This window comes from Pleomorphomonas sp. T1.2MG-36 (assembly GCF_950100655.1).
GTDB lineage: Bacteria > Pseudomonadota > Alphaproteobacteria > Rhizobiales > Pleomorphomonadaceae > Pleomorphomonas.
The window spans coordinates 352,323-367,951 of record NZ_CATNLY010000051.1 but is presented as its reverse complement, the minus strand read 5'-3'; the positions used below and the strand labels follow the sequence as shown (position 1 = coordinate 367,951).

The following is a 15,629-nucleotide window of genomic DNA, read 5'->3' as shown; positions in this document are numbered from 1 at the left end:
ACCGTCACGCTCCCCGCCGCGCCACGAACAGGCTCGTCGTCATGTTCCGCTCCACCCGGTTGCCGAACTCCTCCCGCGCGATCCGCCCCAGTTCCGTCAGCACCGCCGCCATGTTCGGCCGCGCCGCCATGTCGGAATAGGTGGCGTAGAGGGCCACGGTTTCGTCGGCGGTCAGCACCAGTTGCCAGGGAACGATCTTGTACTCCACGACGTCGAAGGCGCCGGTGCGCTTCAGGGCTTGCGTGCGCGCCGCCACGTCGAGGCCGAAGGGGATGCCGCCCTCCCCGGCCGAGGGGCTGGCGTAGCCGGAAAGCAGGCTTTGCGTCGCCTCGTGGAACGGGTCGGGGCGGCCGGCATCGCCGAAGACGTGCCAGATCGCCGCCCACCAGCCGCCGGGCCGGATGAGCCGCGCCACCTTTTCCAGCGCCGTCTCCTCGTCGAGCCAGTGGAAGGCGGTGGCCGAGACGCCTAGATCGAAGCCACCCTCGGCAAGGGCCGCCTCCTCGAACGGCGCGCGCACCACCGTGAGCGCCGGATGGCGCAGGCTGGCCTCGAGAAAGTCGGCCAGCCGCGCGTCGGGCTCGATGGCGACGAGAGGATCGGCCCCGCGCTCGATGAGGCGCCGTGTCGCCTTGCCGGTGCCGGCGCCGATCTCGAACACCCGCGCGCCGGGCCCGAGACCGCAGCGGACGAGCCTGTCGTAGACCCAATCCTGATACTCCGGCCGCGCCGCGTGGTAGGCGGCCGGGTTCAGCCCGAAGGCCTGCCGGCCGAAGCTCCTGTCGATGGCGGTCATGCCCCCTCCTCGCTCCACCGCCACGCTATCGTTTGTCCGGTCTCGCCGTCACGTGAAATAGCGCCGGATGACGGGCACCTGCCGCAGGCCGAGGCTGGCGGCAAAGCACAGCGGCACCAGGACGGCGGCCATCACATACATCTTGAGAAGCGGCGGCATCTCGACGCCTCGCGCCAGGACGGCGCCGGCCACGATGACGGGAGGGTGGAAGACATAGACGCCGAAGTAGGTCCGGCTCAGCAGGCGCGCCAGCTTGCCATGGCCGTTGAACCGGTCGCGGAACAGCACGATCAGCCCCAGCGACACGCCGACGCAGAAGAACGCCTCCCACGTGGCATAGAAGGCCGACTGCCAGCGGAAGCCGCCGAAGAAGGCGCCGATATCCGGCGTCGCACCATGAGCTTCCGCGACGATGGCGCTGGCCGGAATGCCGAGGAACCAGAGGGGTATGCCGAAGATCAGCGTCCACCGGAACCAGCGCATGCCGAACCGATGGTCGATGCCGTCCAGGACGTCATGGCCGCGGCAGAGGATGCCGACCGCGAACAGCACGACATAGGAGGCGAAGAAGCCGACCTGCATGAAGTTGCCGGGCAGCGGCTTGATGAACTGCTGGCCGGCCGGCACCACCCCGCGCAGGAGAAAGGCCGAGACGGCGATGACGACGGCGACCGCCGCCACCCACCAGTGGCGAACCTCGGCGCGCCCATGCTCACGGCGCGCCGGCCCGCCGAAGGCCGCGCGCCACAGCGCGTAGGCCACCGACAGGATCAACAGCAGCATCAGGAACCACAGCGGCCCGAGGCTCGACAGGAAATCGAGCGAGACGACGTAGTGCGCATACCATCCGGCCATGTCTGGCGCGGCGGGGTCGGCAAGGCCGGCGATCCAGATGGTCAGCGGATGGATGACCGCAACATAGGCCAGCATGGGCACGCCGAGGCGGGCGAGCCGCCCCCTGATGAACGGCAGCGTTCCCTTCCGCTCCAGCGACGGAGGAACGAGATAGCCCGAGATGAAGCAAATGAGGCCCATGAACCAGGCCTGGGTGAGCGAGCCGTAGAGCCCGAACATCAGGCCGGACAGAGGGCCGTAGCCGGCCTGTTCCTTGTAGTACCACAGGCCGTTGCCGCCATAGGTGACGTTGAGGTGCATCACCACCACGAGGATGACGATGAACCACCTGAGGTTATCGAGGTAGGCCACACGGCCCGCGCCCGTCTCTTCCATGCTTCGCGCTTGCGCGTCCATGTCATCCCCCATCCACATGCCGGATGCCGACCTGACTGGGGGAGCGGTGCGTTCGACGCCCCTCCCAATGGAATGTTCGCTTGGATGAATGAGGGCGCCGGCCCGGCCGTTCGCCGCCGGTACCGCGCTCCATAATAGTGACAAGGACGACCGTATGACCGGTCAAGACACCGGTCAATCAGAGATTTTCGCTATCGAAAACCGGTAATTTACGGGAATAGACGATGCATGGACCCGAGAAATACATGAACCGAAAGGGAATGTATAAGTATAGGCGACAGCGAAAACTTGAAAAATGAAGGGGGTCGGCAAGCGCCGGGGCATCCGATGCCCCTCGGCCGGCGCCCTACTTCCTCATCTCGCAGGCCACCTGCACGGTGAAGCTCCTGGCGATATCGGCCACATCCGGCGTCTTCAGGTCGTCGCCCGGCGCTTCGGCCTCGTAGTGGATCTGGTTGGCGTCGAGGAAGAACTGCGCCATGCCCGCCTTGATGGCGAAGTTGACGTTCTGGATCACCTCGACGTCGGGCTTGTCTTCGGTGCCGCGCGTCTGGATGTTCGCCTTGGCGACGACGACGCCGACGATGCGGCCGGACTGGTCGACCACGGCGCCGCCGCTGTTGCCGCTCTGCACCGGCGCCGAGATCTGCAGCTTGCTGACGTCGTCGCCCGCGCCGGTCAGCGAGGAGATCAGCCCGGTCGTGAGGTTGCCGGTGCTCGACAGCATCCCCGCCAGCGGGTAGCCGAACACCACGATGGAATCGCCCAGCCGGATCTGCGGCGCGCCCCTGAACTTGCCGAAGACCGGGCTCTTCTCGGCCACCTTGAGAATGGCGAGGTCGTTGGTCGTCTCGCGCGCCACGATGGTGGCCGGCTGAACGTCGGAATGGCCCTGGCGCACCATCGCGTCCTTGCAGCCCTCGACCACATGGGCGTTGGTCAGGAGATAGCCGTCGCCGTTGACGAAGAAGCCGGTGCCATAGGCATAGGACGTCCCCGCGCCCTGGCCTTTCTTCTCCCCCTGCCCGCCGCGCCGGTCGGGGCCATCGTCCGTTGACGGCGCCCTGTCGTCGGTCGACCGGTCCCCCTCGCCGATCGTGGCGAGGGAGATGCGTCCGGCCTCGATATCCTTGATGCAATCGAGCATTCTGAGGAGCGCCTTGCGCGTGCCGGCGAGGCTGTAGGTTCCGGAGCTCACACCATCGATCTTCAGGTCGAGCACGCTCATGCCGGCAAACTCGACAATACTGTCCTTGTTGATGTGCTCAAGCGTTACGCCAAGCACTCCGTTGGCAAGCGAAACGCCGAGCCCCTCGGCGTCCCATGTGCTACGGCCGTTAAACGTGACGGAAACGGAGTGCTTTCTACCCTCTTCCAGAAAAAACTTCTCGTCCTGAAACAGAAGATAGAACGAATATTCGCTACCATGAGCATCCCCACCCAGCTGGATGAGAGATTTTGTATCGAACAACTTGGTATTGTTGCAAGACATTCGAGCCTTGTTGATGGAAATAGTCCATCCATTGCGGCGATCATAATAGTTCTCGTTGAGAAAATACTCTGCACCCAACACGGGGGTCCGGCTGTCCCGATCCTGGTGCGAATTCCGGTCCTTGTCCGGTGCGCTTCCCTGATCGGCGCGTCCGCTCGGCGCCGGAGCCGCGTCCGATGCCGGCACCTTGTCCTGGCCTTGGGGCGTGGCGTCGGCCTTGTCGACCGGCTTGGACCAATCGCCATGGTCCTCGGCGATCAGAGGCTTTCCGGCGCGCTCGACACCGAACCCCTCCTTGATCTTTTCAAGGGAAATGACGCCGCTTGAGACAGACCTCATGCATTCGGTCAACTTGCGAAAGGCCTTCTCGACATCCTCCAGCACAAACTCCCCGCGCGACTGCCCGTCGACCTTGAGCTTGATCGATGTCACGCCGGAGAACTGGTTGAAGAAAACGTCGCCGATATCCTCGATGGCGATGCCGCGAACGCGCATCAGGTCCAACCCGATGCCGCCGCCGGTCCAGGTCTTCCCGCCGCCATACTCCATCTCGACGTCGTAGGTCTTTCCGTCCTCCTCGCCCCACGACCGGTTGGCAAACATCAGGTAGAATGAAGGCATGCTCCCGCGATAATCGCCGCCAAGCGCCATCATCGAGAAGTCTTCGCGCAGCGTCGACATGGCGCAAGACTTCCGCGTGACGTTGATCGAAATCGACCAGACATTGCTCGTCGTATAGACCTTGTCGATCGAGTATTCGGCATCGCGGCCGGCAAGCGCGGGACCGGACAGGAGCGCCAGGAGCGCAAGAAGCCAGAACAGGCGGCTCGGAACGGACAAAGAGCACACGGCCATGGCGCACCCGCAAATTGTGGAGTGCCCAACTTCAACAGGAGTCGTCCGCCGGGAACAAGAGGGCTTCCGCCTACCCTCGCGCGAAATCAGACCCTTTCGGCCCGACCGTGCCGGGATGGGCCGCCAAGCCTCGCGAGGCTTGGCGGACACAGGTTCAACCGCGCGGCTTAGGCCGAGGCCCGCCGCTCAGGCTCAGAACGCCACTTTCAGGCCCAGCCGGCCGGTCGCGCCCATGGAGTCGTCGCTGTAGATCGTGCCGTCGACGCTGCCGTAGATCGCCGCGCGCTTCGACACCATGGCGTCGAAGCCGAGGCCTATGGTCGCGCCGAGCACGTTGTCGTCGCCGGAGTTCGCGACGGTGAAGTCGCTGCCAAGAAGGCTGGCGTGCGTCTTGCCGGAACCGAGAGACTGGGTGTCGCCCAGCGCCACCGTCGCCATCACGGCGGCCGGCAGGCCCGAGGACATGACCATCTTGTGCTTGAGTTCGAGCTGCACGCGCCCGTCCAGCGAATGGGTCTGGCGGGAGTCGTAGCTGAGGAGCTGCGAGGTGGAGCCGCTTTCGCTGTAGCTCTCGTAGAAGGCGCCGGTGTAGCGGATCTTGGCGCTCGGCGTCAGCTCCCAGCCCGGCGCGACGGCGTAGGTGTTGCTCACCGCGACCTCGGGCGACACATACCAGCCGAGGAAGTCGCCGGATGCCGTGTCGGTGCCGTTGACCAGACGATCGGCCCGGTTGTCGATGGCGCCTGCGGTCAGCGAGGCGTTCCACTGAAGACCGTTGAACTTGGCCGCGCCATAGACGCCCATGAAGCCGGTGTTGCCGGAGACGGTCGACGCTTCGCCGCTCGTCGCCGTCCGCACGTTGCCGCCACCGGCGAAGAAGCCGACGCGATAGTTCTCGAACTGGTGGTCGAAGCCCGAGATCAGGCCGTAGTGGGCGGTATGGCTGGCCGGATCGCCATTGTTGTCGCGCTGGTAGCGCAGGCCGCCGAAGGCGCGCGCCCAGAACAGGTTGCCGTAGCCGTCGACGGCAACGCCATCGCCCAGCTGGCGCACGGCCTTGGCCTCGGTGCTCTCGGGCGTGCCCTCGCCATATTGCAGGGCCGTGATCGTGCTGTCGCCGATGGTCCCCTGGTCGGGCCGCGCCACGTCGAGCGACAGGATGCTGCCGACCACGTCGGACACCGACGAGGTGTATTGCGTCGCCGCCTGGCTCGCCGCCGGCACGGTCACCACGTCGATGGTGCCGCTGGTGTTGGCGTTCCTCAGCACCACCACCTGCGTGGAGTTGTTGAGGGTGATGGCATTGCTGGCGTCGATGTAGTTGGCGCTGGGAATGGAGTAGTTGCCGGCGCCGAAGGTCGTTGTGTTGCCGATGGTGTGGTTATAATCGACCACCCCGCCGAACGACGAGCCTTGCAGGATGTTCAGCGTGTTGCCGCCGTGGGCGAAATGGATCGACGCGGTCGCACCGGTGATGCTCCCCGAGGTCGTCACCGCGTTGCCGGACCCGCCCAGCTCGACGCCGAAGACGCTGCCTTCGATGGAGCCGGTGTTGGTGAGGCTGGCCCCGGTCAGGATCACGCCATTGCCGTTGGTGCCGAACACCGAGCCGGTATTGGTGATGCCGATGCGGCCGGACGCCGTGGTCGCCGCGATGCCGTCCTTGCCGGAAACGGAACCGGCGTTGTCGATGAAGATGTCGCCGGCATGGACCGCAGTGGCCGAGATGGCGGAATCGTCGGGCGCCAGAATGGTTCCTGTCGCCGTGTTGGTGATGCGCGTCGTGCCCGACGTCTCGACGCTCGTCTGGATACCGTTGTGGCCAGATCCGTCGTCGACGTGCCCGGTATCGTCGTGTGCCGTGAGAGAGCCGCTGTTGACCACCGTCACGTTGCCGATCTCGCTGAAAGCAGCCAGGGCGTTATCGTCATTGGCCGTGGACGAGCCGGAGTTGCTCACCGATACGTCGCCGGAGTTCGACCAGGCGACAAGTCCCTGCCGCGTATCCGACACGACGGTACCGGTGTTGGTGAGGCTCGAGAGACCGTGCCAATTGATCGCCCGGGCGCCGGCCGTATAGCCATGCACGATGCCGTTGTTGACGAGAAGCACGACGGCGGGTGAAGCGTCCGTGTCGTTGTAGCCACCATCGGCGTAAAGCCCCCGCCCCTCGGCCGAGGTGACGTCGCCATCGTTGGTCAGTTGGACGCTGCCCCGATTGGTCGTCGCGGAGATGCCGGGCGATCCGGTCGTGCCGTCATTCCCATAGGCATTGACGGTCGCCGCGCTGGTGATCGTGATGTCGCCGGAAATCTGGTTCCGCAGCCAGATGCCGCCAAATCCACCGGTCGAGGTGATCTGCACACCGGCGTCGACGGTCACCGACAGGTTATGGTCGGGGACCTCCGTATAGGAGTAAACGCCGCTATAGGCCGGATTGTTGACCACCGTACCGCCGGTGATGTGCAGCGTCTGGTCGGTCGGCCCCGTCATGGTGGGATGCGGCGCGAACTCGATGCCCACCGTCGTCTCGCCGGAGACGGTCAGCGAGGACGTACCCTCGTCCATGTAGAACTGAATGAAGGCGCCGTTGCACTGGGAACTGATGGCAGTGCCGGTGATATTGCAACTGGCCGAAGCCGGAGCGACGAAGCCGGCCGCGAGGGCGAGGCAGGACGCGCCGCAGAGAAGAAGCGGACGGCGAGCCGTTGCGAGCGCCGACTTGTGTTGGGAATGCATATGAGCCAGCCCCTAAAGATTCAGATTTGCCTCAAGCTTTAGGAGAGCCGCAAAACGGCCGCAAGCCGCCAATCGGTCGGGTCCGACTTTTTGCCAGTGCCATAGGCAGTTAAAGCTCGGCTACCCACGGAAAAGGCGCGGCCTGTCACCCCGATGCCACTATGGCATGCACACATCTGCGGCGAGAGAATCTATAGACAGCGGAACGCGGAGGATCATGCTGGCTTGGCATTTGGAGCGCTATATCAACGTTGCGCTCCATCCTGCCTGAGATCCTGGCCTTCGCCAGGATGACAACTTGATAGAAAGGGGAAACAGCTGGAGTGCCGCCATCGAGCTTGATGTCGCATGAGTGGCAAGCGTTGCCGATCACAGCGCGATGAAAGGACCCTCCACCTAACCGATTGTCATCCCTAAATATAATGCTGTCATCCTTGCGCAGGCCGCTTGAATTCGCGTGCGAATTCAAGGTGTACCTCGGGCAGAACGGAGCGCAACGCCGCTATCAGCCTCCCCTAAAACCGAGCCAGCCCGATACGGCCCCTCGTTCCACCGCCCTTAGGTGTCATCACCGTAGATAGGTGCATGCCAGAGCCCGATGTCAGGACGGACCACCTGCGGACCCTGTCCTCGGCCAGCCCCCTACTCCTTCACCTCGCACATCACCTGGGCGCTGAACTTGCGGGCGATCTCGGCCACGTCGGGCGTCTTCATCTCCTCGCCCGGCGGCTCCACGGCGTAGCGGACGTCGTGCGCGTCGAGGAAGGTCCGCGCCACGCTGGCCTTGATGGCGAAGTTGGCGTTCTGGATCACCTCGATGTCGTCCTTGTCGCCGGAGGCGTAGTTCTGGATGTTGGACTTGGCGACGACGACGCCGACGATGCGGCCCGACTGATCGACCACCGCGCCGCCGCTGTTGCCGCTCTGCACCGGCGCCGAGATCTGCATCTCGTTCTCGTCGTCGCCGGCCCCGGCCAGCGACGCCACCAGCCCGGTGGCAAGGTTGCCGGTCTTCGACAGGTAGTCGGTCAAGGGGTAGCCGAACACCACCACGGTGTCGCCCAGGCGGATCGGCGGCGCGCCGCGGAAGGTGCCGAAGGCCGGGCTGCCGCCCTCGACCTTCAGGAGGGCGAGGTCGCCCGCCTCGTCCCGCGCGACGATGGTCGCCGGTTCGAGCACGCCGCCGTCGCGCCGCGCCTCCGCGTCCTCGCAGCCCTCCACGACATGGGCGTTGGTGATGAGATAGCCGTCGCCGTTGACGAAGAAGGCAGTGCCGGAGGAGTAGGTCGTCTCCTCGTCCTTGCCGCCGTCGTCGGGGCGGGCGGTCGGCTTTTGATCGTCGCCCTTCGGCTGCGGCTTGCCATCGGCCTCACCGCCCTGTTCGATCTCCTGAAGCGAGATGCTGCCGTCTTCCACCGCCCGGATGCACTCGCGCATCTTGGCGAGCCCCCGGCGGGTGCCGGCGAGATTGTAGTTGCCGTAATCGGCCTTGCCGATCTTGAGGTGAAGCGTGCTGGAGCCGGCGAAATCCTCGACGGCCTCCTCCGTCACCCCCTCGACGGCGACGCCCTTGTAGTCGTTGACCTTGGCGCCGACGCCCTCGCCCGTCCAGGTGACGCGGTCGTAGTCGGCGACGACCTCGTAGTCGCGCTTTTCCCGGTAGGACCAGGACGTGTTGCCGAACATGAAGAAATGCGTGAGCTCGCCGTCACGATGGTCGCCGCCCACCTCGATGACGGTGTCGTCCTCGTAGACCATGTGCATGAAGCAGGACTTGCGGGTCGTGTTGACCGACACCGTCCACTTGCCGTCGTCGTCGTAGACCTTGTCGCTGGTGTAGTGATCCTCCCCGAAGGCCGCGGCCGGCCCGGTGAGGAGGGCGAGCAGGCAGGCGGAACGGCAGAGGACGGACAGGGAACTGACGGCCATGGCGCACCCGGAAAGTTGAACGTTCCGGATTTCAACAGGAACTCCCCCGACGGCACAAGGGGAGGCCCACCCGGTCACCAGAATTTCCGCCTCTCCCCCTACTCCTGCACCTCGCAGATCACCTGGGCGCTGAAGGCGCGGGCGATATCCGCCACGTCGGGCGTTTTCAGCTCCTCGCCCGGCGGCTCCGTCTCGTAAGCGACGCCCATGTGGTCGAGGAAGGCCTTGGCCACGTCGGCCTTGATGGCGAAGTTGGCGTTCTGGATCACCTCGACATAGTCGTCGGCGATGGTCTTCGTGTTCGACTTGGCGACGACGACGCCGACGACATGGCCCGACTGGTCGACCACCGGCCCACCGCTGTTGCCGCTCTGAACGGGCGCCGAGATCTGCATCTCCGCCTCGTTGTCCTCGACACCGGCCAGCGAGGCCACGAGCCCGGTCGAGAGGTTGCCGCTCCTCGACAGATAGCCCGACAGGGGGTAGCCGAACACCACCACGGATTCGCCCAGGCGGATCGGCGGCCCGCCACGGAACGTGGCGAAGGCGGGGCTTCGCCCGCGCATCTTCAGAAGGGCGAGGTCATGGTCTCTCTCCCGCGCGACGATAAGGGCTGGCTCGGTGCGCCCTTCAAACCGCAGTCTGGCGTTGCCGCAGCCCTCGACCACATGGGCATTGGTCAGGAGGTAGCCGGCCTCGTCGACGAAAAAGCCGGAACCGCTCACCACGACGGGCTCCTTGCCCTTGCCGGGCACCGGCCCGCCCTCGTCCCTGCCGAACGGCGCAGTATCGGGCCGGGTTTCGTTCTCTTTCGGTGTGGGAGCCGGCACCGAAGGAGAGGGAGTGTCCGCCTTCTCTCCTCCGCCGATCTCCGCCAGTGAAATGCGGCCGCCATCCACCGCAGCGATGCATTCGCGCAACTTGGCAATGCCCGCCCGGCTGCCGCTGAGGTCGAACACGCCGTGTTCGCGACTGCCGATCTTCAGGCCGAGGGTCTTCGCCGCGGCAAACTCATCGACGGCCTCCGCATGGACGCCCTCGAGAGCAACACCATTCTGCTCGGGGAACGCCACACCGACCCCATCGCCAGCCCACGTGCTGTGTCCATCGTATTCGACGGTCACCTCATAGTCTTTCCCCTGCTCGTACCCCCATGACGCCTTGGAGAACAAGAAGAAGTAAGCCAACTTGCCACCATTACGGTCGCCACCGACCGTGATTTCGGCGGAACCGTCAAAGGTGGCAGCCATGGAACAGGATTTTCGGGCTCGCGTGACCCAAACCCACCAGTTGCCTTCCTTGGCGTATATCTTGTCACTGGCGTAATAGTCTTCGCCGAGCGCGGTGGATGCCGGGATGGTTTCCTTGCCGTTTCCAAAGGACGAGCCATCCTCGGCACCGCCGGGCAGCCCATCACCGCGCCTGCCTTCGTCCTCCTTCGGCGTCGGATCGGGCGAGGAAACGACGGGTGGTGTCGGCGGCGACCGCCAGGGGACCTCTGCCCTGTACCGCTCGACAATCGTCTCCAGCGAAGGGTTGACGTCCTCAATGGATTGGCTGCACTCGCCCATCTTGGCGAACGCAGTCCGGGCGGTACTCAGGCTGAAGCTGCCATAGTCGTGGCCGTCGATCTCCAAAGTGAAAGATGGCGCGGCAACAAACTCCTCCACCGCTTCCGCCTTGACCTGCTCAACGGCTATCCCACCCGAATAATTGCCAGTCAGGCCAATGCCGTCACTCGTCCAAGCAGGATGCTCGCCAAACTTGGTGATCACCTCATACGTCTTGCCCGCCTCATACGTCCATGACGTGTCGATAAACAGGAAATCGTAGGACGCCTCGCCACCGCTGCGATCCGTTCCAAGCAGAACCCTAAACCTGTGCTCATACACATTGGACATGAAGCACGACTTGCGCGCCAGATTGACCGCGACAGTCCAGTTGTCGTCGTCATAATAGGTTATGTCGCTATCGTAGAACTCCGACGCCATGGCCGAGGCCGAGCCGGACGACAAGGCTAGGAACAGGACGAGCCAGGCATTGCGGCTCAGGACAGACATCAAGGACACCGCCATACCGCACCCGCTGAGAGAGCTGGGCTTCACCACCAGCCGCGTCTGATCGGAAGTCCCGCAGTCCGCCCCTCGGCTGCCGGCAAGCCACGCAAAACGCCCGAAACCGAACATGCCCACTCCCTGAAACGCTCGCCACACGGCTATCCGCGAAACCCTACATCTTCGCCTCGCAACTGACCTGCGCCGTGAACTTGCGGGCGATGTCCGCCACGGCGGGCGTCGTCAGGTCGTCGCCCGGCGGCGCCACGGCGTAGCGCACGTGGTTGTCGTCGAGGAAGGTCTTGGCCATGTCGGCATTGGTGGCGAAGTTGACGTTCTGGATCACCTCGACGCTGGGTTTCTCCTCGGTGCCGTTGTCCCGAAGGTTCGCCTTGGCGTCGACGATGCCGACGACGCGGCCCGCCTGGTCGACCACCGCGCTTCCGATGGCGCCGCTCTGCACCGGCGCCGAGATCTGCATCTGCGTGTCGTCGTCGACCAGCCCGGTCAGCGACGACACGAGGCCCGTGGTCAGGTTGCCGGTGCTCGACAGGTAGCCCGTCAGCGGATAGCCGAACACCGCGATGGCCTCGCCGAGGCGGATTTCCGGCGCCCCACGGAAGGTTGCGAAGGCCTCGGCCGTCCCGTCGATCTTGAGGAGGGCGAGGTTGCTGCGGTCGTCGCGCGCCAGAACTCTGGCCGGCGCCGGTGCCGAAATGCCCTGTCGCACCACGGCGTCGGAGCAGCCCGCCACCACCTCCGCGCTGGTCAGGAGATAGCCGTCGCCGTTGACGAAGAAACCGGTACCAGTGGCCTCGGCCGGTCCCGCCTCGGGCGCTCTCTTCGGCGTGTCGCCGCTGCTGCTCGGGGGCGCTGTGTCGCGCTTCGGCGCGTCGCCGTTGTCGCTGGGGGGCGGGGTGACGGCGACCTCCTCGAGGGCGATGCGGCCGGAAGCGACATCGTCGATGCACTTGTTCATCACCGCCAGCGCGGCAGTCGTGCCGGTCAGCGGCAGCCGGCCGTACTCCTGCCCTTCGATCTTGAGGCCCACGCGGCTGGCCTTGGCCAGCGCATCGATCGCCGACTTGTCGAGACCTTCCAGCGCCACGCCGTGGAGGGCGTTGACGCGCACGCCGACGCCGGTGCCGACCCAGGCATCGGCACCATAGTAGCGGAGGCTGACGCGATGGCTCTCCCCCTCCGCGTAGTCCCATTTCGTGCTGCCGAACATCAGGTAGTAGCGCGGTTCGGCCCGGCTGCGGTCGAGGCCGGCGAAGAGGTTCACGCCATTGGCGTAGTTGATACCGACGAAGCAGGACTTGCGGGTCATGTTGACGGCGACCAGCCAGGTGGCGGTGAGGGAGTAGAGCTGGTCGGGGGTGTAATACTCGCCCCGCAAGGCCGAGGCCGAAGCGGGAGGAGCGGCCGAAACGACCAGGGCCAACGCCGCGAGGGGTGCCGCAATAACGACAGGGCGACGAGCCGGCCTTCGCCGGGCCTGCCCGGCAAGCCACGCAAAACGACCGAAACCGAACATGCCCCCTCCCGAAACGCTGGCCGCACGGCTACCCGCGACGCTGGAGCGCGCCCGGCCAACTCAGGTTCGCCGGACGCGCTCTGCCCTTTTGTCTCCCGCAACTCCGGACGCAAAACCGGTACCCACTTTTGCTGGAGTTGCTCTATCCCATTGTCTCCCGCAACTCCGGACGCAAAACCGGTACCCACTTTTGCTGGAGTTGCTCTACCGTCTCACCTCGCAGATCACCTGCGCCGTGAACTTGCGGGCGATCTCGGCCACATCCGGCGTCTTCAGGTCCTCGCCCGGCGGCTCCACGGTGTAGTTCACCTGGTTGGCGTCGAGGAAGAACTGCGCCATGCCCGCCTTGATGGCGAAGTTGACGTTCTGGATCACCTCGATGTCGGGCTTCTCTTCGGTGCCGCGCGCCTGAATGTTCGCCTTGGCGACGACGATGGCGACGATGCGGCCGGACTGGTCGACCACGGCGCCGCCGCTGTTGCCGCTCTGCACCGGCGCCGAGATCTGCAGCTTGCTGACGTCGTCGCCCGCCCCTGTCAGCGAGGAGATGAGCCCGGTCGAAAGGTTGCCGGTGCTCGACAGCAGCCCGGTCAGCGGGTAGCCGAACACCACGATGGAATCGCCCAGCCGGATCTGCGGCGCCCCTCGGAACGTGCCGAAGGCCTCGGGCTTCTCGTCGATCTTCAGAATGGCGAGATCGTTGGTCTTCTCGCGCGCCACGATGCGCGCCGGCACCGGCCCCGACAGGGCGCGCCGCACCATGGCGTCGCCGCAGCCTTCGACCACATGGGCGTTGGTCAGGAGATAGCCGTCGCTGTTGATGAAGAAGCCGGTGCCGGTGGAGTAGCCCACGCGCCCTTCGTCCTGGTCGCGATTGGCCTCGGGCCGATTGGCCTCGGGCGGGCTGTCTTCCCTGGCCGGCGGCTTGGAAAAGCGATTGTCGTCGTTCGGCGCGGCCGGGCCGGCGGCGGAACTGTTGGCGGCGATCCGCTCGGCGATCGAGGCGAGCGATATGTTGCCGCTGGCCACCGCCCGGGCGCATTCCTCCAGCTTGGCCACGCCCTTGCCGGTGGTGGTGAGGTTGAAGGTGCCATAGTTGGTCTTGCCGATCCGAAGGGACAGCGTGCGCATCGAGGCGAACTCGTCGATGACGCCCCTCTTGATGCCCTCGAGCGATACACCGCGATACTTGTGCAGCCGCATGCCGACGCCATCGCCGTTCCAGGTGCTCACCTGGTTGAACTTGACGGTGACGGCATAATCCCCGCCTTCCTCATAGGTCCAGCCGGGGTTGGCGAACATCATGTAATACTGGTCGGAGCTGCCGTTGGCGTCCTTGCCGATCTGTATCTCCGTGTTCCCCACGAACTCCATGTCCATGACGCAGGACTTGCGGGCAAGATTGACGCCGACGGTCCACTTCTCCGCGTCGGCATAGACGTCGTCGATGAAAAAATTGTCCGAGCTCATCGCCTGGGCGGAGCCGGCCAGCACCAGCAGAACCGATGCGACCAGCGGGGCGCGGTGACTCAGGACAGACATCGACAACACCCCCATATCGCACCCGCCCCCAAACCGGATCTCCGACGCCACCCGCGGCCGTCTGCGAACCACGTGGCACGGGACGGCCGATCATATAGCTGCAGTTGCAAAAGACTGGTTTAAATTACAGGTCGGTCCACAGCGCAAATGCGGACTTTCTCCCGTTTCCGGACCGGGTCCGGAGCGGCCTCAGACCACCTCGAACACCGCGTTCGCCCCGTCCGCCTCGTAGCGCTTGACGAAATCCACCCGCGCGCCGTTCCAGTGGTAGCAGTAATGCGCGCCCTGAACGGGGATGGGGATCACGTTCGGCCAGAAGATGCCGATGCACCAGCCGCCGGCCCGCCGCACGCTCGGGTAGACCACGCCGTCGCTGCCGGCGGCGCGCAACTGCCGCCCCAGGGCTTGCGAGGCGCTGTAGTCGTCGGGGTCGAGCGCGCCGGCAACGGCGCCGACGTCGTCGAGATCGGCATCCACCGCCCCCACCAGCACGCGGAAATCCGAGGTCCAGCCCGGCGCTTCCTTCGTCGCCGCCATGAAGCGCTGATGGTGGTGGATGGTCTCGGCGATCGCCACGTCCTCGCTGTCGCCGGCATAGTAGAGGCCATAGCTGCCGTCGGTGAAGCGGCCGGGGCGAAGCGGCGAGCAATGGACGAAGGGCGCCATCAGATAGCTGGCGTTGGGGCCACCGACGCGCCGGTGTTTCGGCACCTTGGCAAGGTCGCCGATCAGGCCGCGCACGCGCGGATTGGTCTTCTCCTCGACGGCGGCCAGCGCCTCCCAGTCGCGCGGATCGGCGATATCCTCGAACAGGTCGATCGGCGGATGGATGGAGCGGATGATGCGGTAGGTCCTCGGCCACGCCACCCGCCGCCTGACGACCCCGGCGATCGCCCTGGCCGCCTCGGTCACCACGCGCCCCGTTCGGCGTCGAGATAGGCGCGCATGTCCTGAAGGTCGGACAGCTCGCCGCGCAGCATCAGGTCGAGCGCCGACTTGCCGTCGAAGGTGTCGTTGGGCTTCTTCACCCATTCATAGCCGCGCGCCGGCTCCTTGAAGAGGTAGCGCAGCCCTTTGTGGATGCCCATCAGGTGCGCCATCCGCATGCGGAGGTCGCGGTCGATCCGCCCGATATTGCCGTCCTTCCAGCGCGCCCAAGTGCGCGTCGACAACCCGCCCAAAAGCGTCGTCGCCTCGGCATCGCTGAGCTTCCACGCCTTGAAGAGATTGACCGTCGCCCGCGCCAACGCCGCCGCTTCCTCGTCGGTGATGGCGGCACCCTCGGTCCGCTCGATCAATGTGGCTTCGATGGGTTGCAGCATCATGTCTTGTCCTGTCATTTGACATGAATATAGGTGCATCACGCCAAATGGCAAGAACATAGGATGAGTTGGGACTCACGTTGGCGGTGTTGTGGGTCGAAAATGACCTTGC

The 15,629-nt window shown here is 65.2% G+C and carries 10 protein-coding genes; all 10 read right to left on the bottom strand.

The window, feature by feature from the left end; genetic code table 11:
* Positions 1–4 precede the first annotated feature (4 nt).
* A complete protein-coding gene (locus tag QQZ18_RS20990; protein WP_284542937.1) occupies positions 5–796 on the bottom strand; it encodes a class I SAM-dependent methyltransferase in 792 nt (263 codons plus the stop codon).
* A 48-nt stretch (positions 797–844) separates the two neighbouring features.
* Positions 845–2,047: an acyltransferase family protein gene (locus tag QQZ18_RS20985; RefSeq protein ID WP_284542936.1), complete on the bottom strand. Its 1,203-nt coding sequence runs from the start codon at positions 2,045–2,047 to the stop codon at positions 845–847.
* 346 nt (positions 2,048–2,393) lie between these two features.
* Positions 2,394–4,394 carry a S1C family serine protease gene (locus QQZ18_RS20980; RefSeq protein ID WP_284542935.1) on the bottom strand — a complete coding sequence of 667 codons (2,001 nt, stop codon included), beginning with the start codon at positions 4,392–4,394 and terminating at the stop codon, positions 2,394–2,396.
* A gap of 192 nt (positions 4,395–4,586) precedes the next feature.
* A complete protein-coding gene (locus tag QQZ18_RS20975) occupies positions 4,587–7,133 on the bottom strand; it encodes an autotransporter outer membrane beta-barrel domain-containing protein (protein ID WP_284542934.1) in 2,547 nt (848 codons plus the stop codon).
* Positions 7,134–7,775: 642 nt separating this feature from the next.
* On the bottom strand, positions 7,776–9,062 hold the full coding sequence (locus QQZ18_RS20970) for a S1 family peptidase (protein WP_284542933.1): 1,287 nt from the start codon (positions 9,060–9,062) through the stop codon (positions 7,776–7,778).
* Between the two features lie 98 nt (positions 9,063–9,160).
* Positions 9,161–11,248, bottom strand: a complete 2,088-nt coding sequence (locus tag QQZ18_RS20965; protein ID WP_284542932.1) for a S1 family peptidase — start codon at positions 11,246–11,248, stop codon at positions 9,161–9,163.
* A gap of 43 nt (positions 11,249–11,291) precedes the next feature.
* The gene (locus tag QQZ18_RS20960; RefSeq protein WP_284542931.1) at positions 11,292–12,653 is read right to left on the bottom strand and encodes a S1 family peptidase; all 1,362 of its coding nucleotides are present in this window, start codon (positions 12,651–12,653) and stop codon (positions 11,292–11,294) included.
* Between the two features lie 204 nt (positions 12,654–12,857).
* Entirely contained in the window at positions 12,858–14,195 is a 1,338-nt protein-coding gene (locus tag QQZ18_RS20955) for a S1C family serine protease (RefSeq protein WP_284542930.1), read from the bottom strand.
* Positions 14,196–14,384: 189 nt separating this feature from the next.
* Positions 14,385–15,107 (bottom strand): RES family NAD+ phosphorylase, encoded by a 723-nt coding sequence (locus QQZ18_RS20950; protein WP_284542929.1) that lies wholly within the window; start codon positions 15,105–15,107, stop codon positions 14,385–14,387.
* Positions 15,104–15,520, bottom strand: coding sequence for an MbcA/ParS/Xre antitoxin family protein (locus QQZ18_RS20945; RefSeq protein WP_284542928.1), 417 nt, complete (start codon positions 15,518–15,520; stop codon positions 15,104–15,106). Before QQZ18_RS20945 ends, QQZ18_RS20950 begins: the two co-directional genes overlap by 4 nt.
* Positions 15,521–15,629 lie beyond the last annotated feature (109 nt).